Annotated in this window: 23 protein-coding genes and 1 riboswitch; of the genes, 12 read left to right on the plus strand and 11 right to left on the minus strand. The window is 60.4% G+C overall.

Annotation, left to right across the window (positions count from 1 at the left end):
* Nucleotides 1–64: 64 nt before the first annotated feature.
* A complete protein-coding gene (gene madL / locus AB4N82_RS11890) occupies nucleotides 65–469 on the plus strand; it encodes a malonate transporter subunit MadL (RefSeq protein ID WP_027606068.1) in 405 nt (134 codons plus the stop codon).
* A gap of 1 nt (nucleotide 470) precedes the next feature.
* Entirely contained in the window at nucleotides 471–1235 is a 765-nt protein-coding gene (gene madM / locus AB4N82_RS11895; RefSeq protein WP_032884101.1) for a malonate transporter subunit MadM, read from the plus strand.
* 110 nt (nucleotides 1236–1345) lie between these two features.
* On the opposite strand, the gene AB4N82_RS11900 is transcribed toward madM, so the two are convergent.
* Nucleotides 1346–2260, minus strand: a complete 915-nt coding sequence (locus AB4N82_RS11900; protein WP_032884099.1) for a LysR family transcriptional regulator — start codon at nucleotides 2258–2260, stop codon at nucleotides 1346–1348.
* Between the two features lie 144 nt (nucleotides 2261–2404).
* Here AB4N82_RS11900 and trhA point away from each other — a divergent pair, with 144 nt between their 5' ends.
* On the plus strand, nucleotides 2405–3022 hold the full coding sequence (gene trhA, locus AB4N82_RS11905; protein ID WP_032884097.1) for a PAQR family membrane homeostasis protein TrhA: 618 nt from the start codon (nucleotides 2405–2407) through the stop codon (nucleotides 3020–3022).
* 18 nt (nucleotides 3023–3040) lie between these two features.
* Here the strand turns inward: trhA and AB4N82_RS11910 are convergent, their stop codons facing one another.
* Nucleotides 3041–3943, minus strand: coding sequence for a LysR family transcriptional regulator (locus AB4N82_RS11910; protein WP_122763921.1), 903 nt, complete (start codon nucleotides 3941–3943; stop codon nucleotides 3041–3043).
* Nucleotides 3944–4051: 108 nt separating this feature from the next.
* On the opposite strand from AB4N82_RS11910, the gene AB4N82_RS11915 reads away from it, so the two are divergent.
* The 3 genes from AB4N82_RS11915 to AB4N82_RS11925 are packed head-to-tail and all read left to right on the plus strand — an operon-like array spanning nucleotide 4052 to nucleotide 6573.
* Nucleotides 4052–5293: a D-amino acid dehydrogenase gene (locus AB4N82_RS11915; protein WP_095185116.1), complete on the plus strand. Its 1242-nt coding sequence runs from the start codon at nucleotides 4052–4054 to the stop codon at nucleotides 5291–5293.
* Between the two features lie 10 nt (nucleotides 5294–5303).
* A complete protein-coding gene (locus AB4N82_RS11920; protein ID WP_032884091.1) occupies nucleotides 5304–5654 on the plus strand; it encodes a RidA family protein in 351 nt (116 codons plus the stop codon).
* A 16-nt stretch (nucleotides 5655–5670) separates the two neighbouring features.
* Nucleotides 5671–6573, plus strand: coding sequence for a transporter substrate-binding domain-containing protein (locus tag AB4N82_RS11925; RefSeq protein ID WP_122763920.1), 903 nt, complete (start codon nucleotides 5671–5673; stop codon nucleotides 6571–6573).
* Nucleotides 6574–6645: 72 nt separating this feature from the next.
* On the opposite strand, the gene AB4N82_RS11930 is transcribed toward AB4N82_RS11925, so the two are convergent.
* Nucleotides 6646–7365: a 16S rRNA (uracil(1498)-N(3))-methyltransferase gene (locus AB4N82_RS11930; protein ID WP_122763919.1), complete on the minus strand. Its 720-nt coding sequence runs from the start codon at nucleotides 7363–7365 to the stop codon at nucleotides 6646–6648.
* Between the two features lie 32 nt (nucleotides 7366–7397).
* The gene (locus AB4N82_RS11935; protein ID WP_099601682.1) at nucleotides 7398–8804 is read right to left on the minus strand and encodes an adenosylmethionine--8-amino-7-oxononanoate transaminase; all 1407 of its coding nucleotides are present in this window, start codon (nucleotides 8802–8804) and stop codon (nucleotides 7398–7400) included.
* Between the two features lie 272 nt (nucleotides 8805–9076).
* On the opposite strand from AB4N82_RS11935, the gene AB4N82_RS11940 reads away from it, so the two are divergent.
* Nucleotides 9077–9628: a cytochrome b gene (locus tag AB4N82_RS11940; RefSeq protein WP_032884081.1), complete on the plus strand. Its 552-nt coding sequence runs from the start codon at nucleotides 9077–9079 to the stop codon at nucleotides 9626–9628.
* Between the two features lie 32 nt (nucleotides 9629–9660).
* A complete protein-coding gene (locus tag AB4N82_RS11945) occupies nucleotides 9661–10239 on the plus strand; it encodes a YceI family protein (RefSeq protein WP_122756291.1) in 579 nt (192 codons plus the stop codon).
* A gap of 94 nt (nucleotides 10240–10333) precedes the next feature.
* On the opposite strand, the gene AB4N82_RS11950 is transcribed toward AB4N82_RS11945, so the two are convergent.
* The 5 genes from AB4N82_RS11950 to ahcY all read right to left on the minus strand — a co-directional run bounded on the left by AB4N82_RS11950 (nucleotide 10334) and on the right by ahcY (nucleotide 16901).
* Nucleotides 10334–12226: a DEAD/DEAH box helicase gene (locus tag AB4N82_RS11950; RefSeq protein ID WP_032884076.1), complete on the minus strand. Its 1893-nt coding sequence runs from the start codon at nucleotides 12224–12226 to the stop codon at nucleotides 10334–10336.
* 221 nt (nucleotides 12227–12447) lie between these two features.
* Nucleotides 12448–13239 (minus strand): substrate-binding periplasmic protein, encoded by a 792-nt coding sequence (locus AB4N82_RS11955; RefSeq protein WP_122763918.1) that lies wholly within the window; start codon nucleotides 13237–13239, stop codon nucleotides 12448–12450.
* Between the two features lie 63 nt (nucleotides 13240–13302).
* Entirely contained in the window at nucleotides 13303–14385 is a 1083-nt protein-coding gene (locus tag AB4N82_RS11960; RefSeq protein WP_032884073.1) for a hypothetical protein, read from the minus strand.
* Between the two features lie 83 nt (nucleotides 14386–14468).
* Nucleotides 14469–15314 carry a methylenetetrahydrofolate reductase [NAD(P)H] gene (gene metF / locus AB4N82_RS11965; RefSeq protein WP_032884515.1) on the minus strand — a complete coding sequence of 282 codons (846 nt, stop codon included), beginning with the start codon at nucleotides 15312–15314 and terminating at the stop codon, nucleotides 14469–14471.
* A gap of 177 nt (nucleotides 15315–15491) precedes the next feature.
* Entirely contained in the window at nucleotides 15492–16901 is a 1410-nt protein-coding gene (ahcY, locus tag AB4N82_RS11970; RefSeq protein ID WP_032884071.1) for an adenosylhomocysteinase, read from the minus strand.
* Nucleotides 16902–16922: 21 nt separating this feature from the next.
* Nucleotides 16923–17029: riboswitch (S-adenosyl-L-homocysteine riboswitch) on the minus strand.
* A gap of 198 nt (nucleotides 17030–17227) precedes the next feature.
* Here ahcY and AB4N82_RS11975 point away from each other — a divergent pair.
* Together AB4N82_RS11975 and AB4N82_RS11980 are read left to right on the plus strand one after the other, a co-directional pair.
* Complete coding sequence (locus tag AB4N82_RS11975; protein ID WP_032884068.1) at nucleotides 17228–17632, plus strand: acyl-CoA thioesterase; 405 nt, start codon at nucleotides 17228–17230, stop codon at nucleotides 17630–17632.
* A gap of 76 nt (nucleotides 17633–17708) precedes the next feature.
* Nucleotides 17709–18596, plus strand: a complete 888-nt coding sequence (locus tag AB4N82_RS11980) for a formate/nitrite transporter family protein (protein ID WP_032884067.1) — start codon at nucleotides 17709–17711, stop codon at nucleotides 18594–18596.
* Here AB4N82_RS11980 and AB4N82_RS11985 read toward each other — a convergent pair.
* The gene (locus AB4N82_RS11985) at nucleotides 18590–19849 is read right to left on the minus strand and encodes a cation:proton antiporter (RefSeq protein ID WP_032884066.1); all 1260 of its coding nucleotides are present in this window, start codon (nucleotides 19847–19849) and stop codon (nucleotides 18590–18592) included. The two genes, AB4N82_RS11980 and AB4N82_RS11985, sit on opposite strands and share 7 nt — an antisense overlap.
* A gap of 205 nt (nucleotides 19850–20054) precedes the next feature.
* Here AB4N82_RS11985 and AB4N82_RS11990 point away from each other — a divergent pair, with 205 nt between their 5' ends.
* Complete coding sequence (locus AB4N82_RS11990; RefSeq protein WP_032884065.1) at nucleotides 20055–20441, plus strand: MAPEG family protein; 387 nt, start codon at nucleotides 20055–20057, stop codon at nucleotides 20439–20441.
* Nucleotides 20442–20498: 57 nt separating this feature from the next.
* Here the strand turns inward: AB4N82_RS11990 and mltA are convergent, their stop codons facing one another.
* A complete protein-coding gene (mltA, locus tag AB4N82_RS11995; RefSeq protein WP_095185110.1) occupies nucleotides 20499–21686 on the minus strand; it encodes a murein transglycosylase A in 1188 nt (395 codons plus the stop codon).
* Nucleotides 21687–21814: 128 nt separating this feature from the next.
* On the opposite strand from mltA, the gene AB4N82_RS12000 reads away from it, so the two are divergent.
* Nucleotides 21815–22264 carry a c-type cytochrome gene (locus AB4N82_RS12000; protein ID WP_032884063.1) on the plus strand — a complete coding sequence of 150 codons (450 nt, stop codon included), beginning with the start codon at nucleotides 21815–21817 and terminating at the stop codon, nucleotides 22262–22264.
* Nucleotides 22265–22266: the final 2 nt, after the last annotated feature.

The raw sequence follows: 22266 nt of genomic DNA on the forward strand, positions 1-22266 counted from the left end.
ACTACCCAAGGCTGTCGAATCACAAAAACAACAATTTCGATCGAGCACTTCGAGGACAACAACAATGATTATTTACGGTGTGGCATTGCTGGCGATCTGCACGCTTGCAGGCGTGATCATGGGCGACATGCTCGGCGTGTTGCTTGGCGTCAAATCCAACGTGGGCGGAGTAGGCATCGCCATGATCCTGCTGATCTGCGCCCGCCTGTGGATGCAAAAACGCGGCGGCATGACCAAGGAATGCGAGATGGGCGTCGGCTTTTGGGGCGCGATGTATATCCCCGTGGTGGTGGCGATGGCCGCGCAACAAAACGTCGTGACCGCCTTGCACGGCGGCCCGGTCGCGGTGCTGGCGGCCATTGGTTCGGTGGTGGTCTGTGGTTGCACCATTGCCTTGATCAGCCGTACCCACAAGGGCGAGCCTCTGCCCGCCGAAGAGCCGTTGATCGTGCCTGCGGGAGGTCGCTGATATGTGGGACCTCATCGAAAAAGGTTTGGAACATAACGGCCTGATCACCGCGTTTGCCTTTGTTGGCGTGGTGATGTGGATTTCTGTGGTGCTGTCCAAGCGCCTGACGTTCGGGCGTATCCATGGCTCGGCGATTGCCATCGTCATCGGCCTGATCCTGGCCTGGGTCGGCGGCACCATTACCGGCGGGCAAAAAGGCCTGGCGGACCTGGCGCTGTTCTCCGGTATCGGCCTCATGGGCGGCGCGATGCTGCGCGACTTCGCCATCGTTGCCACGGCGTTTGAGGTGCAAGCCACCGAAGCGCGCAAAGCCGGGATGATCGGTGTGATTGCGCTGCTGCTGGGCACGATCCTGCCGTTTATCGTCGGCGCCAGCATGGCCTGGGTGTTTGGCTATCGCGACGCGATCAGCATGACCACCATCGGCGCGGGTGCCGTGACCTATATCGTCGGCCCGGTGACCGGTGCGGCGATTGGCGCGACCTCGGATGTGATGGCGCTGTCCATCGCGACCGGGTTGATCAAGGCGATCCTGGTGATGGTCGGTACACCGGTGGCGGCGCGTTGGATGGGCTTGGATAACCCGCGTTCGGCGATGGTGTTTGGTGGCTTGGCCGGCACCGTGAGCGGCGTGACGGCTGGGCTGGCGGCAACGGACCGACGGTTGGTGCCTTATGGTGCATTGACGGCCACGTTCCACACCGGACTTGGGTGTTTGCTTGGGCCTTCGCTGCTGTACTTCATTGTGCGTGGGTTGGTTGGCTAGCTTCGGAAGTTGTGTTGTCTGGTTGGGCCTCATCGGGGGCAAGCCCGCTCCCACATTTTGAATTGCGAACACATTCAAGTGTGGGAGGGGGCTTGCCCCCAATGGCTATCTCAAGCCTGCCGATTGGCATACATCCGACACTCCGCCAACAACGCCAGCAAATTTGGGTCACGTTCCTTGGCTTTCAGAAACACCACGCCGATCTGCTGCTGCAATCGATACCTGGCTTGCAGCGGTATCAGCTTCACGCGGTTTTCATACACCGCCGCAATCCGTCCCGGCAACAACGCATAGCCCACGCCTGAGCTGACCATACTCAACAGCGTGAAGATGTCATTGACCTGCATCGCCACCTTCGGCTCGAACCCCGCTTGCTTGAACACTCGGTTGCCATCCTGGTGGGTGGCGAAGCCTTGGGTGAGGGTGATGAAGGTCGCGTCGCGCACGTCGGCCAGGTCGATTTCGTGATCACGGTCGAAGGGTGAATCCGCCGGAGTGGCGAGGAAGATGTCGTCGGAGAACAGCGCGATCTGCTCGCAGTCGGGGTCGTTGGCCTGTTCATCGAGGGAGATCAGGATCGCGTCCACTTCCATGTTCTTGAGCTTGTAGAGCAGGTCGAAGTTGGAACCCAGGATCAGGTCGATATTGAGCTCGCTGCGACGAATCTTCAGGCCCATGATCAGTTGCGGCACGGTCTTGACCGTCAGCGAATACAGCGAGCCCAACTTGAAGCGCTCGGCCGAGAAACCGGCGGCTTCGCGGGTCAGGCGCACGCTGTCGACCACATCGGCCACCAGTTTCTGTGCGCGTTCTTCGAGGACGTAGGCGCTTTCCAGCGGGGTGAGGTTGCGGCCCTCGTGTTTGAACAGCGGGCAGCGCAGTGCATTTTCCAGCGAGTGGATGGCGCGGTGCACGCTGACATTGCTGGTTTGCAGTTCGGCAGCGGCGCGGGCCAGGTTGCCGGTGCGCATGAACGCCAGGAAGATTTCCAGCTTTTTGAGGGTGAATTCTTCGTCGATCAGCATGGCCGTGGGCTCTTGTTCGAATGCCGTCGATTGTGCCCGCAAAACCGCGCGGCGTCGCCGGAACGTCATGCGACGCTTGCACTCTTATGCCCAAGGCGGGAGGCTTGCCGCCAGCTGTTAACGGTTACAGGAGGTCGGTGACACATGTACCACGGGGAACGATTCAACGCCTGGAGCCATTTGCTCGGTGCAGTCGCGGCGTGTATTGGCGCCGTGTGGATGTTGGTGGTGGCGAGCCTGGATGGCAGCCCCTGGAAGATCGTCAGCGTGGCGATTTACGGCTTTACGTTGATGGTGCTGTACAGCGCGTCGACCGTGTACCACAGCGTGCAAGGTCGGCGAAAAGAGATCATGCAGAAGGTCGATCACTTTTCGATCTACCTGTTGATCGCCGGCAGCTACACGCCGTTTTGCCTGGTGACCCTGCGCGGCCCGTGGGGCTGGACGCTGTTCGGCATCGTGTGGGGGCTGGCGGTGATTGGCATCCTGCAAGAGATCAAGCCGCGCTCTGAGGCGCGCATCCTGTCCATTGTGATTTATGCGGTGATGGGTTGGATCGTGCTGGTGGCAGTCAAGCCGCTGATCGCCGCGCTGGGGACGGCGGGGTTTACCTGGCTGGCGGCGGGCGGGGTGTTGTACACCGTGGGCATTATCTTTTTTGCCCTGGAGGACCGCCTGCGGCATTCCCATGGGATCTGGCATCTGTTTGTGATCGGCGGCAGCCTGCTGCACTTTGTGGCGATCATGCATTACGTGCTTTGAATGAGAGGGGCGATGTCCTTAGATGCGTCCCAACAACTCGCATGACCGCTTACCCAAGATCTCCAACAGATTGGCCAGCATATGCGGCGGCGGTCCGTCGGCGCGGGTCAGGGCATACAGGGTGATCGGCAGCGGCGGGGTGAGCGTGCGGATGCAAGTGGTGTCCGTCGAGGCGCCCAGCGCGGTGAACGGGTCGATCACCGTTAACCCCGCGCCGGACTCCACCATCGCGCGCGCCAGCGAATAGGTTTGCACCGAGATCGTCACCCGGGGCGCAGGGTCGACATTCTCCAGGTAGCTGTCGAGTTTTGCCGCCAGCGGGTCGGCGCTGGACAGGCCAATCAGCGGCGCGCCCGCCAAGTCGGCCAATGGCAGGGGCTGATGCAGCTCAGTCTCCGGCCAATAGCCTTTGGACGCCAACGCCACCAGCACACCGTTCGCCAAAACCTGGGTGGTCAACCCTGGATGGCCGGAGAAGTTGAGCGTCAGCGCCAGATCAATCTCGCGCATCAACAACTTTTGCACCAGTTCGCGGCTATGGTCGCTGGACAGTTCACAGGCCATGTCCGGGTAGTCGCGCTTCCATTCCAGAATCGCCGGCGGCAGCAGCGACAGTGCCAGGGCGGGGGTTGCGCCGATGCGCACACTTTGCCCCGGCGCACGACGCAAGCTCTTGGCCAGACGCCGCACCCCTTGCAGGCTCGCGGTGACTTTCTCCACTTCACTCTCCAGCGCCAGTGCTTCCGGCGTGGGCTGCAACTTGCCGCGTACGCGCAGGAACAATGGGAAGCCCAGTTGCAGCTCTGCGTGCTGCAACACTTTGGTTACCGCCGGCTGCGACACGTGCAGCAATTGCGCGGCGGCGCTGACGGAGCCGGTCTGGCGGATTGCCTGGAAGATTTCGATATGACGCAGGCGCATGGCAAGTCCATAACCTTTGTTTATAGGTGAGCCATCTTTATTCATTGTCGGCGGCCTGTCACCTGCCCCTACGCTTGAGCCTACTTAATCGATGGCGAGGGGGCGGGGATGGCCAGGCAGGTTTGCATCATTGGCGGTGGAGTCATTGGCTTGGCGAGTGCGTATGCGCTGGTGCGTGCCGGCCATGAAGTGACGGTGATCGACGCTCGCGACCGACTGGGCAGCGAAACCAGTTTCGCCAACGGCGGGCAACTGTCCTACCGCTATGTCGCGCCGTTGGCTGATGCCGGAGTGCCGCTGCAAGCGCTTGGCTGGCTGGTGCGCGGTGACTCTCCGTTGAAATTGCGCCCACGCCTCGATCCCCAGCAATGGCGTTGGATGGCGGCGTTTATCGGCGCATGCCGAGGTTCGGTGAATAAGCGTAATGCGGAGCACCTGCTGCGCTTGGCCTCCTTGAGCCAACGCACGTTGCAGCAATGGCGCGAGGATGACCACCTGGACGGTTTCGACTGGCGGCGCAATGGCAAGCTGGTGACTTTCCGCGATAGCCGTTCATTCGCGCATGCGCGCAGCAAGGTCACGGATATTTTGCAGCAGCAGGTATGGTCCGCCGCCGATTGCGCGCGGCTGGAGCCTGCGCTGGCGGGCGATGGGTTTGTCGGCGGCATCTACACGCCGAACGAGGAAGTCGCGGACTGTCACGCGTTCTGCCAACGATTGGCGGCGCGGCTTGAGGCCTCTGGGCGCTGCCGATTTTTGCTGGGGCGCAAGGTGACCGGGATTCGTCACGCGGACGGCGCGGTACAAGCCATCGAATTGGCGGATGAAGTGATGCCGGTCCAGCACCTGGTATTGGCCGCGGGGTATCGCAGCGCCGAGTTGGGGCTGCCGGGGCTTTCGCTGCCGCTGTATCCGCTGAAGGGCTACAGCCTGAGCGTACCGATTGGCCCGCAGCACCAGGCGCCGAATGTGAGCATCACCGACTACGACCGCAAGATCGTCTACGCGCGCATCGGTGAACAACTGCGGGTGGCGGCGATGGTGGATATCGTCGGTTTCGACGCGGGCCTGGAGCCCAAGCGTTTGGCCCTGATCAAGCGCCAGGCGGTCGAGACGTTCCCTCTGGGCGGCGACTATGCCCGTGCGGTCGAGTGGGCCGGCATGCGCCCGGCCACGCCTACCGGTGTGCCGCTGATTGGCGCCAGCGTTTATCGCAACCTGTGGCTGAACCTGGGCCACGGCGCCCTGGGGTTTACCCTGGCATGCGGCAGCGGCCAACTGTTGGCCGAGCTGATCGGTCGGCACGCCCTTTCCATTGATATGCAGGGCCTGACGCCCCGCGCCGCTTGAGGATGTAACCATGACCATCAATCGAATCAGCAGCAACGAGCGTCTTTCTGGTGCCGTGACTTTCAAGGACTTGGTGTTCTTGTCGGGTCAGGTACCGGGTGACGGTCAGGATGTCGCGACACAAACCCGCGAAGTGCTGGCCAAAATTGACGGGTTGCTGGCCCAGGCGGGCAGCGACAAGGACCATCTGCTCAATGCGACCATTTACCTCAAAGACATCGGCACCGGTTTTGCGCCGATGAACGAGGTGTGGTCGGCGTGGCTGTCGCCGGGGATGGCGCCCACGCGAACCACCCTGCAGGCGGAGCTGGCGCGACCGAGTGTGTTGGTGGAAATCAGTGTCATCGCTGTACGTAAATAACCAACGGAGTAGAACAATGAAAAAAATCCTGTTGACCGGTTGTACCGTGGGGCTGTTGTTTGGGGCTCAGGTTCAGGCAAATGAACCGGCGCTGAACGGCACGTTGAGCAAGATCGCCAACGCCAAGTCCATCACCCTGGGCTATCGCGATGCGTCGGTGCCGTTTTCCTATGTGGGGGATCACAGCGGCAAACCCATGGGTTATTCGGTGGACCTGTCGAGCAAGATTGTCGAGCGCATTCAGCAGAAAACCGGAGTGGCCGACCTCAAGGTGAAGTACAACCTCGTGACGTCCCAGACGCGAATTCCGCTGGTGCAGAACGGCACCGTTGACTTGGAATGCGGTTCCACCGGAGTGACCGCTGAGCGCCAGAAACAGGTGGCATTTTCCTATGGGTTTATTTATGTGAAAGGCCAGTTGCTGACGGCTAAAGACAGCGGCATCAAAGGATTCACCGACCTTGCCGGCAAGAACGTAGTGACCACCGCCGGCACCACCAACGAACGTTTTCTCAAGAGCTACAACGCCGAGCACAAAACCAATATGTTCGTGATCAGCGCAAAGGATCATGGCGAAGCGTTCAAGATGCTGGAGACGGGCCGCGCCGTGGCGTTTTATATGGACGACGCGCTCCTCTACGGCGAACGCGCCAAAGCCAAGGACCCGCACAAATGGGTGGTGGTGGGCGAGGAGCAGTCGCGGGAGATCTACAGCTGCATGGTGCGCAAGGACGATCCGCAGTTTCTTGCGGTGGTCAACGAGGCCCTCGGCGACCTGTACCGCTCGGGGGAGATCAACGGGATTTACCAGCGCTGGTTTGAACAGCCGATTCCGCCCAAGGGCTTGAACCTGGAATTCCCGATGACCAGCGAGTTGAAGGCGATTATTGCCAAGCCGGTGAGTGATCCGGTGGAGTAAGAAGGGGTAACCGAATCTAAATGTGGGAGGGAGCAAGTCCCTCCCACATTGCGATCGTTTTGCAGCTGTGGGCTAGAAGTCGCCCCAGAGTTGTTGGGCGACGGCCAGCGCTACCACTGGCGCGGTCTCGGTACGCAGCACCCGTGGGCCGAGACGGGCGGAATGGAAGCCGGCCGCTTGGGCGGTGTCGACTTCATTGTCAGTCAACCCGCCTTCCGGCCCGATCAGAAACGCCAGGCTCGCAGGCTTGGCATGGCTGACCATCGGCTCTGCCACCGGGTGCAGCACCAGCTTCAGATCCGCCTCGACCTGCTTCAGCCAGTCCGCCAGCAACAGCGGTGGGTGAATCACCGGCACCGTCGAACGCCCGCATTGCTCGCACGCACTGATCGCCACCTGGCGCCAGTGCAGCAGGCGTTTGTCAGCGCGTTCGTCCTTGAGTCGCACTTCGCAGCGGTCGCTGAAAATCGGGGTGATTTCGTTGACCCCCAGTTCAGTGGCTTTCTGGATTGCCCAATCCATGCGCTCGCCCCGGGACAGGCCCTGGCCCAGGTGGATGTGCAGCGGCGATTCGGTCTGGCCCGTGAAGCTTTCGGTGAGTTGTACGGTGACGCGTTTTTTCCCGACCTCCAGCAATGTGCCGCGAAACTCCAGGCCGGAGCCGTCGAACAATTGCACGGCGTCGCCCTCGACCATGCGTAGCACTCGGCTGATGTAATGCGCCTGGGCTTCTGGCAGTTCATGGTCACCGAGGCTCAGCGGGGTGTCGGTGAAAAAGCGGGACAGTCTCATGTCTGTTCTCTGAAGAATTTAGGTAGGAACCATCAGCCCGGGTCGCGAAAGCCTGGGTGGAAGTCTTTTGGCACGGCGACGCTGACCTTGCTATTGGTCGCGATATCGATGCCTTCGCTGGCAACGGTGGCGAGGAAGTCGATCTGCTCCGGCGTAATCACATACGGCGGCAGGAAATACACCACGCTGCCCAATGGCCGCAGCAGCGCACCACGTTCCAGGGCATGCTCGAACACCTTCAAACCACGGCGCTCCTGCCACGGATAGGCGGTTTTGGTGGCCTTGTCCTGGACCATTTCGATGGCCAATACCATGCCGGTCTGGCGCACTTCCGACACATGGGGATGATCGACCAGGTGGGCAGTGGCGGTTGCCATACGCTGGGCAAGGGCCTTGTTGTTTTCGATGACGTTGTCTTCTTCGAATATATCCAGGGTCGCCAGGGCCGCCGCGCACGCCAGCGGGTTGCCGGTGTAGCTGTGGGAGTGCAGGAACGCGCGCAGGGTCGGGTAGTCGTCGTAGAAGGCGTCGTAGACATCATCTGTGGTGACCACCGCCGCCAACGGCAGGTAACCGCCGGTGAGGGCCTTGGACAAGCACAGGAAGTCCGGACGGATGCCGGCCTGTTCACAGGCGAACATCGTGCCGGTACGGCCGAAGCCCACGGCGATTTCGTCGTGGATCAGGTGCACGCCGTAGCGGTCGCAGGCGTCGCGCAGCAGCTTCAGATACACCGGGTGGTACATGCGCATGCCGCCTGCGCCCTGGATCAGTGGCTCGACGATCACGGCGGCGACGGTGTCATGGTTGTCGGCCAGGGTCTGTTCCATGGCCAGGAACATAGTGCGCGAGTGCTCTTCCCAGCTCATGCCCTCGGGGCGCAGGTAGCAGTCCGGGCTTGGCACCTTGATGGTGTCGAGCAGCAGCGCCTTGTAGGTTTCGGTAAACAGCGGCACGTCGCCCACCGACATCGCAGCGATGGTTTCGCCGTGGTAACTGTTGGTCAGGGTGACGAAGCGCTTTTTGTTCGGCAAACCGCGGTTGAGCCAATAGTGGAAGCTCATCTTCAGCGCGACTTCGATGCACGACGAACCGTTATCGGCATAGAAGCAGCGGGTCAGGCCTTCGGGGGTCATCGCGACCAGGCGTTCGGACAGTTCGATCACCGGCTGGTGGCTGAAGCCGGCGAGGATCACGTGTTCCAGTTGGTCGACCTGGTCCTTGATGCGTTGGTTGATGCGTGGGTTGGCGTGGCCGAACACGTTGACCCACCAGGAGCTGACAGCGTCGAGGTAGCGCTTGCCTTCGAAGTCTTCCAGCCAGACGCCTTCCCCGCGCTTGATCGGGATCAGCGGCAGCTGCTGGTGGTCTTTCATCTGGGTGCAGGGATGCCACAGCACGGCGAGGTCGCGTTGCATCCACTGGTTGTTCAAGCCCATCGGTGATCTCCTCGAAGCGGTCCTGCGAGCGGCGCAGGCGAAACAATCGCGCAAGCCTATGCAATGGAGGCCTGGGTCACAAGCCATTGTGGGGAATTCGGAGTAAACGCGGGACGGACTGTCACGTTTGTTAGGGATAGTCCTTAATCCTTGGTTAACTTATTGTGCATACGCTCTAGATCGTATTTCTCGATATTTCAAAGCAAAATTTTCCGCTTTAATTCGATAGGTAAATCGCTAGTCTTGGGCGCAGCTCTTACGGGATTAAGTACATGCAGCTACGTAACTCACCGGCCCGTTATGGCTGGGTCAGTATGATTTTGCACTGGGGTGTGGCCCTGGTTGTGTTCGGTCTGTTCGCCCTGGGTTTGTGGATGGTTGGGCTCGACTACTACAGCGCCTGGCGCAAAGACGCGCCGGACCTGCACAAGAGCATTGGCATCACGCTGTTCGCCATCATGCTGGTGCGTATCGTCTGGCGCCTGATCAGCCCGCCACCACCGCCGTTGGCCAGTTACAGCCGCTTGACCCGCATCGGTGCCGCGTTCGGCCACGCGTTCCTTTATCTCGGGCTGTTTGCCGTGATGATTGCCGGATACCTGATTTCCACCGCCGATGGTGTCGGTATCCCGGTGTTTGGCCTGTTTGAAATTCCTGCCGTGGTTTCCGGTCTACCGGACCAGGCAGACAACGCGGGCTTGGTGCATTTGTACCTGGCCTGGGTGCTCGTGGTTTTCGCCGGCTTGCACGGCGTGGCTGCGTTGAAACACCACTTTATCGATCGTGATGCGACCCTCACGCGAATGCTGGGGCGCAAAGCCTGATGTTCAACCTCGACTCACAAGGAATATAAAGCATGTTGAAGAAGACCCTCGCCGCTCTGGCAATCGGTACAGCGCTGCTGTCTGCAGGTCAGGTGATGGCCGCTGACTACAAAATCGACAAGGAAGGCCAACACGCCTTCATCGACTGGAAAATCAGCCACCTGGGCTACAGCTACATCCACGGTACCTTCAAGGACTGGGATGGTACGTTCAGCTGGGATTCCGCCAAGCCTGAAGCCAGCAAAATCGCCGTCGACGTGAAAACCGCCAGCCTGTGGTCCAACCACGCTGAGCGTGACAAGCACATCGGCAGCAAGGACTTCCTGGACGTTGCCAAGTTTGCTGACGCCAAGTTCGTATCTACCGCTGTTAAATCCACCGGCGAAAAAACTGCCGACGTGACCGGCGACCTGACGTTCCACGGCGTGACCAAGCCTGTGACCTTCAAGGCTACCTTCAACGGTGAAGGCAAGGATCCATGGGGCGGCGAGCGTGCGGGCTTCAACGCCACCACTACGCTGGACCTGAACGACTTCGGCATCAAAGGCCCGGGCCCGTCTTCGCAGACTGTTAACCTGGACATCTCGCTGGAAGGTGTTAAGCAGAAGTAATTTCTGCCCACAGCAGGGCTCATTCTTTTTTGTTGAGTCCAAAAAAATGCCCCGTCTCGAAAGAGGCGGGGCATTTTTTATGGAGCTTTGAAACTCAGCGGTTGCGAGTCAGCAGCGCTGGTTTTTCACCACGAGGGCGGCCTGGCAGTTGATCCAACTGCTCAGGTGTCGGGAAGCGGTCAGCTTTCGACTCCTTGTGGATGATCTTCGGCGCTGGGCCACCGCGCGGGTTTTGCACGGCTGGCTCGGACGAACGAGGCTGGTCGTCACGGGCTGGGCGGCGGTTGTTGCTGCGCGAATCTTCGCGGCGGGCCTGGCCGTCACGCGGTGCACCGCTACGCGGGCCGCTGCGTTTGGCAGGCGGGGTGCCGGTGGTGCCGCCGCTGCTGTTGCGCGGACCGTTCTGGCGTGCGCCCTGTGGCTGGCCGCCGCGGGGTGCGCCAGTGCCTGCGCCGGCGCCCTGTGCTGGGGCACCTGGACGACGGCCACGGCCTTGGGCCGGTTTGGCCTGTGGCACGTAGTCGACGCGGTTACCGAAGTTATCCACGTCGTCGTCGAGGAACTCGTCCGGGGCACGGTCGGCTGCAGCGCGCGGCGGTTGGCTCGGCTGACGCTGTTCACGGGCCGGGGTACCTTCACGAGGCTTCTGCTCACGGGCTGGGCGTTCGCCACGGCCGTTGGTTGGCGCTTTTTCCTTGCCGCCTTTGTCTTTGCCTTTGTCGCGACGACCGCCGCCACCACCGCCGCCGTTCGGGCCATCGCCCTTCGGACCGCGTGGGTTGCGTGGGTTACGCACGTCAGGACGTTCGCGCACTTCAGGCTTTTCGGCCTCTACAGCGCTGGCATCAAAGCCCATCAGGTCGCCGTCGGCGATTTTCTGCTTGGTCATGCGCTCGATGCTTTTCAGCAGTTTTTCTTCGTCCGGTGCAACCAGGGAAATGGCTTCACCCGAACGACCGGCACGGCCAGTACGGCCGATACGGTGCACATAGTCTTCGTCGACGTTTGGCAGCTCGAAGTTGACCACGTGTGGCAACTGGTCGATATCCAGGCCGCGTGCGGCGATATCGGTCGCTACCAGGATGCGTACGCTGCCGGCCTTGAAGTCAGCCAGGGCTTTGGTGCGAGCGTTCTGGCTCTTGTTCCCGTGGATGGCGACGGCGGTGAGGCCGTGCTTGTCCAGGTATTCAGCCAGGCGGTTGGCGCCGTGTTTGGTACGGGTGAACACCAGCACCTGCTCCCACGCACCGTGGGTGATCAGGTGGGCCAGCAGCGAGCGCTTATGGCTGGCGGCCAAGCGGAAGACGCGTTGCTCGATACGCTCGACCGTGGTGTTCGGCGGCGTGACTTCGATGCGCTCCGGGTTGTGCAGCAGCTTGCCGGCCAGGGCGGTGATGTCTTGGGAGAACGTTGCCGAGAACAGCAGGTTCTGACGTTTGGCCGGCAGGCGGGCGAGGACTTTTTTCACGTCATGGACAAAGCCCATGTCGAGCATGCGGTCGGCTTCGTCCAGCACGAGGATTTCCACGTGGGACAAATCGACGCTGCCTTGGCCGCACAGGTCGAGCAAGCGACCAGGGCATGCCACCAGCACGTCAACACCACGGGACATGGCCTGAACCTGTGGGTTCATGCCGACGCCGCCGAAGATGCAGGCGCTGACGAACTTCAAGTCGCGGGCATACAGCTTGAAGCTGTCGTGCACTTGGGCGGCGAGTTCGCGGGTAGGGGTCAGAACCAGTACGCGTGGTTGGCGCGGGCCGTGACGCTGGGATTTGTCCGGGTGACCGTTGGGGAACAACCGCTCCAGAATCGGGAGGGCGAAGCCGCCGGTTTTACCAGTACCTGTCTGAGCCGCAACCATCAGGTCGCGACCTTGCAACACGGCGGGAATGGCCCGCTGTTGCACCGGAGTAGGCTCGGTATAGCCCGCTGCCTCGATGGCGCGGACTAAAGCCTCGGAGAGACCGAGGGAAGCAAAGGACATGAGTAATCCTGTTTTAGTTAGGGCTTGGCCCAAAGGGATAATCTTGCCGGGCGTGAATGGCGCTTAGGGGAGCGCAATCCCGTCCGGTCCTGCTGCGTCTGGCGGGCACTCCACCGGCTCGCGCGGGCTGAAAGCTGCGCAGTAGCGGGGTTGGGTGCCTTTTTCAAGACCTCAGCGGCCGGGCGTAAGCCTGGCGGGAAGGCCGGAGTATAGCAGAGCAATCACGGTGCGCCGCTTTCCTGCTGCTCAACGGTGTGTCCGGACGCCGTAATCGCTTCGAATCCACCATATTTGGCGCTCAATGCCGTGTAGGCCGGCTCCTGTTTGAAGCGTTTGAGCTCGGCGGCAAAGCGTTGCACCAGCAGGTCCATGCCTGCGCCACGACGTACGGCGAGGTACTGCTGCTGGCGGCTGACGACAACGGGGGCCTGGCTGACCTTGCCTTCCAGGCCCAGTGTCTTGATCACGTGCTGGCCAACCCGGCGGTCGGTGATCACAAGGTCGATGCGCCCCAGCAATAATTTGCCGAAGTTGGCTTCATGGCTGGGGGCCGGCTCGCGGTTGAATAAGGTGGAGTCGCTGAAGGGTAATCCGTACAGGTAGCCTGGTGACGTGCCGACTGTGAGGCCACGCAAGTCGTCGAGGCTTTGGACCTGATGCGGACGGTCGTTGGCGTAGAACATTACGAACTCCACTTCCGACAGCGGTTCGCTGGGGTACAGCAGCAGGGCGTCGCGGTCGTGGCTGTGGAAAATATCCAGCGCGCCATCGGCATGGCCTTGATCAAGCATGGCCAGACAGCGCTTCCAGGGCAGGAACTGCCATTGCACTTCGACCCCCAGGCGCTGGAATACGATCACCGTCGTTTCGTAATCCAGCCCGTGCATGGCGCCGTCTTCTTCATACACATAAGGCGCCCAGGGCTCGGTGACAATGCGCAGTTTCTCGCCGTAAGCGGCCAGGCTCAGGCAAGTGAAAAACGCGGCGATCAACAGCTTCAGAATGACAGGCATGCCCTGAGGTTACGACGCCCGTGCGTTAAAGAGAAGCTCTGGCTTAAGCTTCTGCGGGCCGCTCTATTTTGTGGGCGAGGTCATCAGGTGTTCATAGATGGCTGCGCGTCGCTCCCCCAGAATCAGGCGCACCACGGGGTTGGCGAACCAGTGTTCGAGTTGGTGTGCGTCCACCGGGCATTTCTGGCGTTCTTCCTGGTTTTGAAGGGCTTTTTCCCACCAAACTGGGCCGCAGGCCTTGTCGAATTCATTTTCGTGCTCGTAGCAGCCGTAGAGAATCTCACGGATGAACTGCTGCTTGCGCTTGGGCAGCGCTAGGGTGATCAGTTTGTACATCAGGCGCTGCAAGCGTGGTGGGCGGGGCAGGTGGGCGGAGACCTTGCGTGTATCGGCCAGGGCCTGGGTGCAGAGAGGGTCGGCGGCATGCTTGGTTACCCACGCCTTGACCTTGGCCCGGAACAACTGCTTGCGGCTCCAATAGTGATGGATCAGGTCCGGGCACTGGCGCACGTTGAGCGTGCGGTACGCGGCTACTGACAGGCAGAACTCTTCGAGGGTGTAGGCGCCGTGGGCCATGGGGAACAGCTCATCCATCAACTCGATCGAACGGTCCAGAATGTGCGCGTCTTGCCGGGTCAAGCCCATCACGCCTGAGTTGAGCAGCCACATATCATCGTCGGCGAGGCCTTTGTCGGCCAGGTACTTGGCCAGGGCTTCATACAGTACGCTTTCGCGGTTGTCGCCATACTTGGCCTGGAAGGCGTTGCACAGCACGGTGCCCGGTGTTACGCGCTCGAACAATGCCATGGGCGAGTCGTGGAAAAATGTATCGGTGTCGATCAGCAGCGCCAGTTCCGCCGTTTCCAGCACCTGACGCAACAGCACATGTTTGGTACGGAAATGGTAGCCGTGGGGTTCGCTCCAGCGTTGTCGCGTGGCGCTGTCCAATGTGTGGACCTGTACTGGCAAGCCACGGTACGGGGCCGGGTTGTCGCTGAACACTTGGATGTCTAACGGCATATCCTGAGGCCCGCCCAGTTGGGCAACGGCACTGGCGATGCTGAATACGGCTTCCTGATGGTAGGTCTCGGCGCCGAATACCAGGTAAATCAGCTGGGGGCGAGGAGTCGGGGACGCTGTATTCATTTACTGCTGGCTTCCTTTCCGGGGACATGTAGACGAAAAAAGCCCCCGTGATAACGAGGGCCGGGAACTGCTATTAAACCGGCTTAGCGTGGCAGTTTAAGGTTGTTCCAGATAGCGAGGCTCGGCTCAGCCTGGTTCAGGGTATAGAAGTGCAACCCCGGCGCGCCACCTTGTAACAAACGTTCACACATTTCGCTGATGACCTGTTCGCCGAACGCCTGGATGCTCTTGACGTCGTCGCCATAGGCTTCCAGTTGCTTGCGCACCCAGCGTGGGATTTCGGCACCGCAGGCGTCGGAGAAACGTGCCAGCTTGCTGTAGTTGGTGATCGGCATGATGCCCGGCACGATCGGGATGTTCACACCCATGGCCCGTACGCGCTCGACGAAATAGAAGTAGCTGTCGGCGTTGAAGAAGTACTGAGTGATCGCGCTGTCGGCGCCAGCGTTGGCCTTGCGTACGAAGTTCTGCAGATCGTCTTCGAAATTGCGCGCCTGAGGATGCATCTCCGGATAAGCCGCCACTTCGATATGGAAGTGATCGCCGCTTTCTTCACGGATGAAGCTCACCAGGTCATTGGCGTAGCGCAGCTCGCCGCTGGCCATGCCCATGCCGGAGGGCAAGTCGCCGCGCAGGGCGACGATGCGCTGAATGCCGGCTTGTTTGTATTGGGTCAGCAGGCCGCGCAGGTCGTCCTTGCTGTCGCCCACGCACGACAAGTGCGGCGCGGCGGGAACTTTGACTTCGCTTTCCAGCTGCAACACGGTGTTGATCGTGCGATCACGGGTCGAGCCGCCAGCGCCGTAGGTGCAGGAGAAGAAGTCGGGGTTGTAGCTTGCCAACTGTTTGGCAGTCGCCATCAGTTTTTCATGCCCAGCATCGGTCTTGGTGGGAAAGAACTCGAAGCTGTAGCGACGGTCTTGGGACATTGTCATACCCTTTGAAACTCAGAAGCCGGAGTGTGTACACCGCCAATGTGGGAGCGGGCTTGCTCGCGAATGCGGTATGTCAGTGAAGAATAAGTTGACTGAAACACCGCATTCGCGAGCAAGCCCGCTCCCACATAAAGCCCGCTCCCCTTAAGATAGAGAGCGGGCACAGGCAAATCAGTAGCGGTAAGCGTGCGGCTTGAACGGGCCTTCGACGGTCACGCCGATGTAGTCGGCCTGGGTCTTGGTCAGTTGAGTCACTACGCCGCCGAAGCCGCGGACCATTTCCAGGGCCACTTCTTCGTCGAGTTTCTTCGGCAGTACTTCCACGGTCAGGCGCTCGGCTTTCTGGGCTGGCGACAGGTCGGCGTACTTCTGGCCGAACAGGAAGATCTGGGCCAGTACCTGGTTGGCAAATGAACCATCCATGATGCGGCTCGGGTGGCCGGTTGCGTTGCCCAGGTTAACCAGACGGCCTTCGGCCAGCAGGATCAGGTAGTCATCGTTCTGCGGGTCGAAATCGCCAGCGCCGGTACGGTGAACCTTGTGTACCTGCGGCTTCACTTCTTCCCATGCCCAGTTCTTGCGCATGAAAGCGGTGTCGATCTCGTTGTCGAAGTGACCGATGTTGCAGACAACGGCGCGCTTCTTCAGGGCTTTGAGCATGTTCGCGTCGCAAACATTCACGTTACCGGTGGTGGTCACGATCAGGTCGATCTTGCCCAGCAGGGCTTTGTCGATGCTCGCTTCGGTGCCGTCATTGACGCCGTCGATGAACGGCGAAACCACTTCGAAACCGTCCATGCAGGCTTGCATGGCGCAGATCGGGTCGACTTCGGAGACCTTAACGATCATGCCTTCCTGGCGCAGGGACTGGGAAGAACCCTTACCCACGTCACCGTAGCCGATCACCAGGGCTTGTTTGCCCGACAGCAGGTGGTCGGTGCCGCGCTTGATGGCGTCGTTCAGGCTGTGACGGCAGCCGTACTTGTTGTCGTTCTTGCTCTTGGTCACCGAGTCGTTGACGTTGATGGCCGGGATCTTCAGCTCGCCCTTGGCCAGCATGTCCAGCAGGCGGTGTACGCCGGTGGTGGTTTCTTCGGTGACGCCGTGGACACGGTCCAGGATCGCCGGGTATTTCTTGTGCAGCAGCTCGGTCAGGTCGCCGCCGTCGTCGAGGATCATGTTGGCATCCCAAGGCGCGCCATCTTTGAGGATGGTTTGCTCCAGGCACCACTCGTACTCTTCTTCGGTCTCGCCTTTCCAGGCATAAACCGCGATACCGGCAGCGGCGATAGCTGCGGCGGCCTGGTCTTGAGTCGAGAAGATATTGCAGGACGACCAGCGTACTTCGGCACCCAGGGCAACCAGGGTTTCGATCAGCACGGCAGTCTGGATGGTCATGTGGATGCAGCCGAGGATCTTCGCGCCTTTGAGTGGTTGCTCAGCGGCGTACTTGCGGCGCAGACCCATCAGGGCTGGCATTTCGGATTCGGCGATAAAGGTTTCGCGACGGCCCCAGGCAGCGAGGGACATGTCGGCGACTTTGTAGTCGGTGAAATCTGCAGGCGTGTTGACAGCGCTCATGAAGAGCCTCCATTCGTAGTGTGCGAATGGGCGCCGTTGTGCGTTTAGTATCAGGCCAGGGGAATCAGGCCGGACAACGCCCCATCCGAGCCTGACAGGCCTAGCCTGCTGCAGCGCCCCTCGGACAGGTTGCGGGAGAACGGTATCAATCGAAGATGACCGTTTTGAAACGGGGGCGATTATAGCCGTGTGCGCCAGACTTCCCAAGCCTTTCTGTCGGCGGCATGAAGATCGTTCATGGGCTTGATAGGCAATGGCTCATAGAGCTTGGGCCTGGGCTCTGCCATGATGTCGCCCATCATTCGGCAAGACGCTTTGGAGTGACCATGAACTTCCACACCCGCAAATGGGTAAAACCTGAAGACCTCAACCCCAACGGCACCCTGTTCGGTGGCAGCCTGCTGCGCTGGATCGACGAAGAAGCAGCCATCTACGCCATTGTCCAACTGGGCAACCAACGGGTGGTGACCAAGTACATCTCCGAAATCAACTTCGTCAGTGCCTCGCGCCAGGGTGACATCATCGAACTGGGCATCACCGCCACCGAGTTCGGCCGCACCTCCATCACCTTGACCTGTGAAGTGCGCAACAAGATCACCCGCAAGAGCATCCTCACGGTTGAGAAAATGGTCTTCGTCAACCTCGGCGAAGACGGATTGCCGGCGCCTCACGGGCGTACCGAGATCAAGTACGTCAAAGACCAGTTCCAGGACGACGGCGTCAGCGAATAATCCTGCGTCGGACCAGTGAACGCTATTGATCGGCCATAGGTCGTACCTGAACACCGCCCCCCGTTCAGGTATCGCCATGGCCACGCAACAAGACGGCAAGACCCCCAACTTATCCCAGGAAGAGCAACAGGACGTCGACGACAACCAGCCGCCCCGCGCTGCGGTCCTGCATGAAATTATCCGCACCCAGGGAGATCAGGAGCTGGAGCGCAGTGTTGCCGCTTTGTGGTGGTCGGCACTGGCGGCCGGACTGACCATGGGCCTGTCGCTGATGGCCATGGGATTGCTCAATTCACGTCTTCCCGAGGGTGAAGCCTTCAAGGTGATTGCCAGCTTCGGCTACTGCGCGGGCTTCCTCGCGGTAATCCTTGCGCGGCAGCAACTGTTCACCGAAAACACCCTGACCGCGGTGCTGCCGGTGATGAGCAAGCCGACCTTTGGCAATGCCGGGCGCCTGTTACGGCTGTGGTCGGTGGTGCTGGTGGGTAATCTCTGCGGCACCCTGTTGGTGGCGTATGTGATGCTGCACTTGCCGATCTTCGACACAAAGACCGACCAGGCCTTCCTGGAAATCGGGCGCAAGATCATGGAGAACGACACCGGCCAGATGTTTGCCAAAGGCATCGTCTCCGGCTGGATGATCGCCACCATGGTGTGGATGATCCCGTCGATGGAAAGCGCCAAGATGTGGATCATTATCCTGATCACTTACCTGATGGCGCTGGGGGATTTCACCCATATCGTGGTGGGGTCTGCGGAAGTGTCTTATCTGGTATTCGCCGGCGAGTTGCCGTGGAAGGATTTCTGGCTGGTGTTTGCCGGCCCGACTCTGGCCGGCAACATCATCGGTGGCAGCTTTATCTTTGCCTTGATCAGCCATGCGCAGATTCGCAGTGAAGGCAGCTTGCCGGGTAAGAAGGCTGCGGACCCAAGGCATCCGCAACCTATCGACAAGGATCAGTGAGCGTCAGGCGTGGCCTGGGGGTCGTCCCGGGTCACGCGTTTGACCAGTTTGCCGATGCTCAAACCCTGCAGCAGGATCGACGACAGCACCACGATGTAGGTGATGCTCAGCAGCAGATCGCGCTCCGGCCCCAGTGGCAGGGCCAGAGCCAGTGCCACCGAAACCCCGCCGCGCAAGCCGCCCCAGGTGAGGATGCGGATGGTGCCGCGCGGCACGGTACGCCAGCGGCGCAGCAGCAGGATCGCCGGGGCCACAGTTAGCAGGCGTGAGAGCAGGATCGCCACTGCCAGCAAACTGGCCGCGAATACGTGCAGCCAATTGAACGGCAACAGCAGCAATTCCATGCCGATCAGCGCAAACAGCAGAGCGTTGAGCATGTCGTCGAGCAATTCCCAGAAACCGTCCAGGTAGCGACGGGTCATGTCGTTCATCGCCAGCTTGCGCCCGAGGTTACCGATGATCAGCCCGGCCACCACCATCGCAATCGGGGCGGAGACGTGCAGCTCGGTGGCCATTGCTGAGCCGCCGATCACCAGGGCGAGGGTCAGCATGACTTCGATCTGGTGCTGTTCGATGCTCTTGATCATCAGGTAGACCAGATAGCCGATCAGCCCCCCGAACGCCACGCCGCCAACGGCTTCATGGACAAACAACATGGCTGTGGCGCCCACGGTAGGCGTCTCGCCCAATTGTGCGATGCCCAGCAGCACGGTAAATACCACCACCGCTGTACCGTCGTTGAACAGCGACTCGCCGACGATGGTGGTTTTCAGCGGTTTCGACGCATTGGCGGTTCGCAATACACCGAGTACCGCAATCGGGTCCGTGGGCGAGATGAGTGCGCCGAACAGCAAGCAGTAGAGGAAGCTCACGTGCCAGCCGAACAGGGCAAAAATGTAGTACGCCAGACTGCCGATCACTACGGTGGCGATCAACACGCCGAAGGTTGCCAGCAGGCCGATGGGCCAGCGGTAGCTGCGCAGATCGTTGAGGTTGACGTGCAAAGCGCCAGCGAACAGCAGGAATGACAGCATCCAGTTCATCAGCAAGTCGCCGAAGTCGATCTGGCCGATCAGTTGCTGGATACGCTCCTCAAGACCTGGGTAGCCGAGCACGCTCAAGCCTTGCAGGATCAGGGAAAACAGCAGGGCCGTGACCATCACACCGATGGTGGGCGGCAGTCCGATAAAACGGAAGTTCACATAGGTGAGCAGGGTGGTGAGGCAAATGAAGGCGGCGACAAGTTCAAGCATCCGGGGTCCTTGGAGTGGGAAAGATCAGTCATGAGTGGGTGGATGGACCGCCGCAGCGGCCTGAGGTTGCAGGCAGGGCGCAAAACACCGGTAGAACCTTTTGGCGTGTGGCGGCTCATAGCGGTGGGTGCGGCTTGCCAGAATTGGTGCTAAAACTCTAATTTCTGTTTCAAATTAAAAATAGAAAACTAAAAAGGAATCAGTGATGACGGTAGCTTTCTGGTGTGTGTTGATCGCAATTTTCTTGCCTTACCTGTGCACAGGGTTGGCCAAGTTCAGTCAGGGCAAGTTCGGGCCTCGGCAGAACCATGACCCTCGCGCTTTTCTGGAGACTCTCGATGGGTTCGCTCGGCGCGCCCACAACGCCCAGCTCAACAGCTTTGAAGTCACCCCGGCATTTGCGGCGGCGGTGATTATCGCGCACCTGGCGGGTACGGCTGAACTGGTGACCATCAATGTACTGGCCGTGCTGTTTATCACCAGCCGCCTCTTGTACATCATTTGCTACGTGGCCGATTGGGCGATCCTGCGTTCACTGGTGTGGTTCGTGGGCATGGCGTTGATTGCGAGTTTCTTCTTTGTCTCGATCTGAGCCGTGACGCAGATCCACTTGTGAGGGGCGGCAAGTCCAACCGCCCCCACAGTTGATCTAGAGTATCTCCGGCACCTGCGGCAATGCTGCGCCCTTGGGCCATAGCATCCAGATTTGCCCTTGCTGCTTCATGTTCCCCGCCAGCTCACCTGCCGCATCGCCGGTGCCCCAGAACAAATCCGCACGCACCTCACCGGTAATTGCACCGCCGGTGTCCTGGGCCGCGACCGGTCGAACGATCGGCGAACCATCGGGCTTTGTCGTCGACAGCCACAGCAGGCTGCCCAGCGGGATGACTTTGCGATCCACCGCCACGCTGTAGCCGGCGGTCAACGGCACGTTCAGCGAGCCACGTGGGCCTTCGTTGCTGTCGGGGCGAGCACTGAAGAACACGTAGCTGGGGTTACTCGCCAGCAGTTCCGGGATTCGTTCCGGGTGCGCCTTCGCCCAGGCGCTGATGGCGCCCATGGTCACGTCTTCTTTTTTCAACTCGCCTTGCTCCACCAGCCAGCGGCCGATAGGGCGGTAGGGATAGCCGTTCTGGTCGCCGTAACCGACGCGCAGTTGGCGCCCGTCTTTCAATTGAATGCGGCCTGAACCCTGGATTTGCAGAAATTGCAGGTCCATTGGGTTGGTCAGCCAGGCGATCGGCTTAGCTGTGGAGCCTTGGCCGTTGATGGCGCTGGCATCGTCATAAGGCTTGAGCACGCGACCTTCAAGACGACCGCGCAGGCGCTTGCCTTTCAGTTCAGGATAAATGCTTTCCAGGTTGACGATGATCAGGTCATCCGGCACGCCATACACCGGCACGTGGGCGGTGGCAGTCTTGGTCAGGCTGCCGGGGTAGACCGGTTCGTAGTAGCCGGTGATTAAACCGTTAGGGGTGTTATCGGACGAGCGCAAGCCGAACACATCCAGACGCTCCTTGAGAAAGCCTCGCACCGCCACAGCATTGCCCGGCACGCTGGCCGCTGCCGCGCAGGTCGCGCCCCATACAGGGTCGGCCTTCAGGCGTTGGCAAGCACTGCGCCATGACTCAAAGCCGGCCAGCAGGTCGCTGTCGGACACCGCCGGCAGTGCTTCCCAAGGTGCGTTTACATAGGTGGCGACGGCGTGGGGTTTGGCAACTTCATCTTTGGCCGTGTCTTTGCCGGTGTCCTTGCCCGCGTCGCAGCCGGCCAGCAGCGCAATCATCGGCAGAGCCCATGCCAGGCGGCGGCTCCAGGGTTTCAATGTGAGACTCATACATGTAATTCCTGAAACGGTTGCCCGCGCCGTAGCGCCGTTGGGCAACCCTTATTATTAATAGGGCTATTGGTCTTTGCGGGTGGGGCGAGGATACTGGCCGCCGTTTCCCGTGACCCTGAGCCACCATGACTTTTAAAAAATTGACGGTTGTATTGTTGGCCTGCCTGGCAGTGTCTGCCTGCGGCGGTGTCGATCCGAATTCGCCCTTGGGCCAGCGCAAGGCGATCTTCAAGCAGATGCTCAAGACCGGCGAAGACCTGGGCGGCATGTTGCGCGGACGCATTGCGTTCGACGGCGCGAAATTCGCTGAGGGCGCGGTCAAGCTCGATGCGTTGTCCCATGAACCTTGGAAACACTTTCCGAGCGTGCGCGAGGAAGATCACACCAGCGCCAAGGATGACGTGTGGCAAAAACAAGCGCAATTCCAGCAGTTGGCCCGCGACCTGGAGGCGGCCACCGGTGAATTGGTGATCGCCAGCCAAGTGCAGCCCTACAAGGCCAGTAACCTTTCCCCTGCCGTACAGAAAGTCGAAGATGCCTGCAGTGCCTGCCATAAACAGTTTCGGGACCACTGACC

The sequence above is a fragment of the Pseudomonas sp. H1_D04 genome (assembly GCF_054683855.1).

What these genes read in the sequence shown, in the direction of transcription:
- madL (WP_027606068.1), top strand. Translation starts at nt 65, where the DNA reads ATGATTATTTACGGTGTGGCATTGCTGGCGATCTGCACGCTTGCAGGC.
- madM (WP_032884101.1), top strand. Translation starts at nt 471, where the DNA reads ATGTGGGACCTCATCGAAAAAGGTTTGGAACATAACGGCCTGATCACC.
- AB4N82_RS11900 (WP_032884099.1), bottom strand. Translation starts at nt 2,260, where the DNA reads ATGCTGATCGACGAAGAATTCACCCTCAAAAAGCTGGAAATCTTCCTG.
- trhA (WP_032884097.1), top strand. Translation starts at nt 2,405, where the DNA reads ATGTACCACGGGGAACGATTCAACGCCTGGAGCCATTTGCTCGGTGCA.
- AB4N82_RS11910 (WP_122763921.1), bottom strand. Translation starts at nt 3,943, where the DNA reads ATGCGCCTGCGTCATATCGAAATCTTCCAGGCAATCCGCCAGACCGGC.
- AB4N82_RS11915 (WP_095185116.1), top strand. Translation starts at nt 4,052, where the DNA reads ATGGCCAGGCAGGTTTGCATCATTGGCGGTGGAGTCATTGGCTTGGCG.
- AB4N82_RS11920 (WP_032884091.1), top strand. Translation starts at nt 5,304, where the DNA reads ATGACCATCAATCGAATCAGCAGCAACGAGCGTCTTTCTGGTGCCGTG.
- AB4N82_RS11925 (WP_122763920.1), top strand. Translation starts at nt 5,671, where the DNA reads ATGAAAAAAATCCTGTTGACCGGTTGTACCGTGGGGCTGTTGTTTGGG.
- AB4N82_RS11930 (WP_122763919.1), bottom strand. Translation starts at nt 7,365, where the DNA reads ATGAGACTGTCCCGCTTTTTCACCGACACCCCGCTGAGCCTCGGTGAC.
- AB4N82_RS11935 (WP_099601682.1), bottom strand. Translation starts at nt 8,804, where the DNA reads ATGGGCTTGAACAACCAGTGGATGCAACGCGACCTCGCCGTGCTGTGG.
- AB4N82_RS11940 (WP_032884081.1), top strand. Translation starts at nt 9,077, where the DNA reads ATGCAGCTACGTAACTCACCGGCCCGTTATGGCTGGGTCAGTATGATT.
- AB4N82_RS11945 (WP_122756291.1), top strand. Translation starts at nt 9,661, where the DNA reads ATGTTGAAGAAGACCCTCGCCGCTCTGGCAATCGGTACAGCGCTGCTG.
- AB4N82_RS11950 (WP_032884076.1), bottom strand. Translation starts at nt 12,226, where the DNA reads ATGTCCTTTGCTTCCCTCGGTCTCTCCGAGGCTTTAGTCCGCGCCATC.
- AB4N82_RS11955 (WP_122763918.1), bottom strand. Translation starts at nt 13,239, where the DNA reads ATGCCTGTCATTCTGAAGCTGTTGATCGCCGCGTTTTTCACTTGCCTG.
- AB4N82_RS11960 (WP_032884073.1), bottom strand. Translation starts at nt 14,385, where the DNA reads ATGAATACAGCGTCCCCGACTCCTCGCCCCCAGCTGATTTACCTGGTA.
- metF (WP_032884515.1), bottom strand. Translation starts at nt 15,314, where the DNA reads ATGTCCCAAGACCGTCGCTACAGCTTCGAGTTCTTTCCCACCAAGACC.
- ahcY (WP_032884071.1), bottom strand. Translation starts at nt 16,901, where the DNA reads ATGAGCGCTGTCAACACGCCTGCAGATTTCACCGACTACAAAGTCGCC.
- AB4N82_RS11975 (WP_032884068.1), top strand. Translation starts at nt 17,228, where the DNA reads ATGAACTTCCACACCCGCAAATGGGTAAAACCTGAAGACCTCAACCCC.
- AB4N82_RS11980 (WP_032884067.1), top strand. Translation starts at nt 17,709, where the DNA reads ATGGCCACGCAACAAGACGGCAAGACCCCCAACTTATCCCAGGAAGAG.
- AB4N82_RS11985 (WP_032884066.1), bottom strand. Translation starts at nt 19,849, where the DNA reads ATGCTTGAACTTGTCGCCGCCTTCATTTGCCTCACCACCCTGCTCACC.
- AB4N82_RS11990 (WP_032884065.1), top strand. Translation starts at nt 20,055, where the DNA reads ATGACGGTAGCTTTCTGGTGTGTGTTGATCGCAATTTTCTTGCCTTAC.
- mltA (WP_095185110.1), bottom strand. Translation starts at nt 21,686, where the DNA reads ATGAGTCTCACATTGAAACCCTGGAGCCGCCGCCTGGCATGGGCTCTG.
- AB4N82_RS12000 (WP_032884063.1), top strand. Translation starts at nt 21,815, where the DNA reads ATGACTTTTAAAAAATTGACGGTTGTATTGTTGGCCTGCCTGGCAGTG.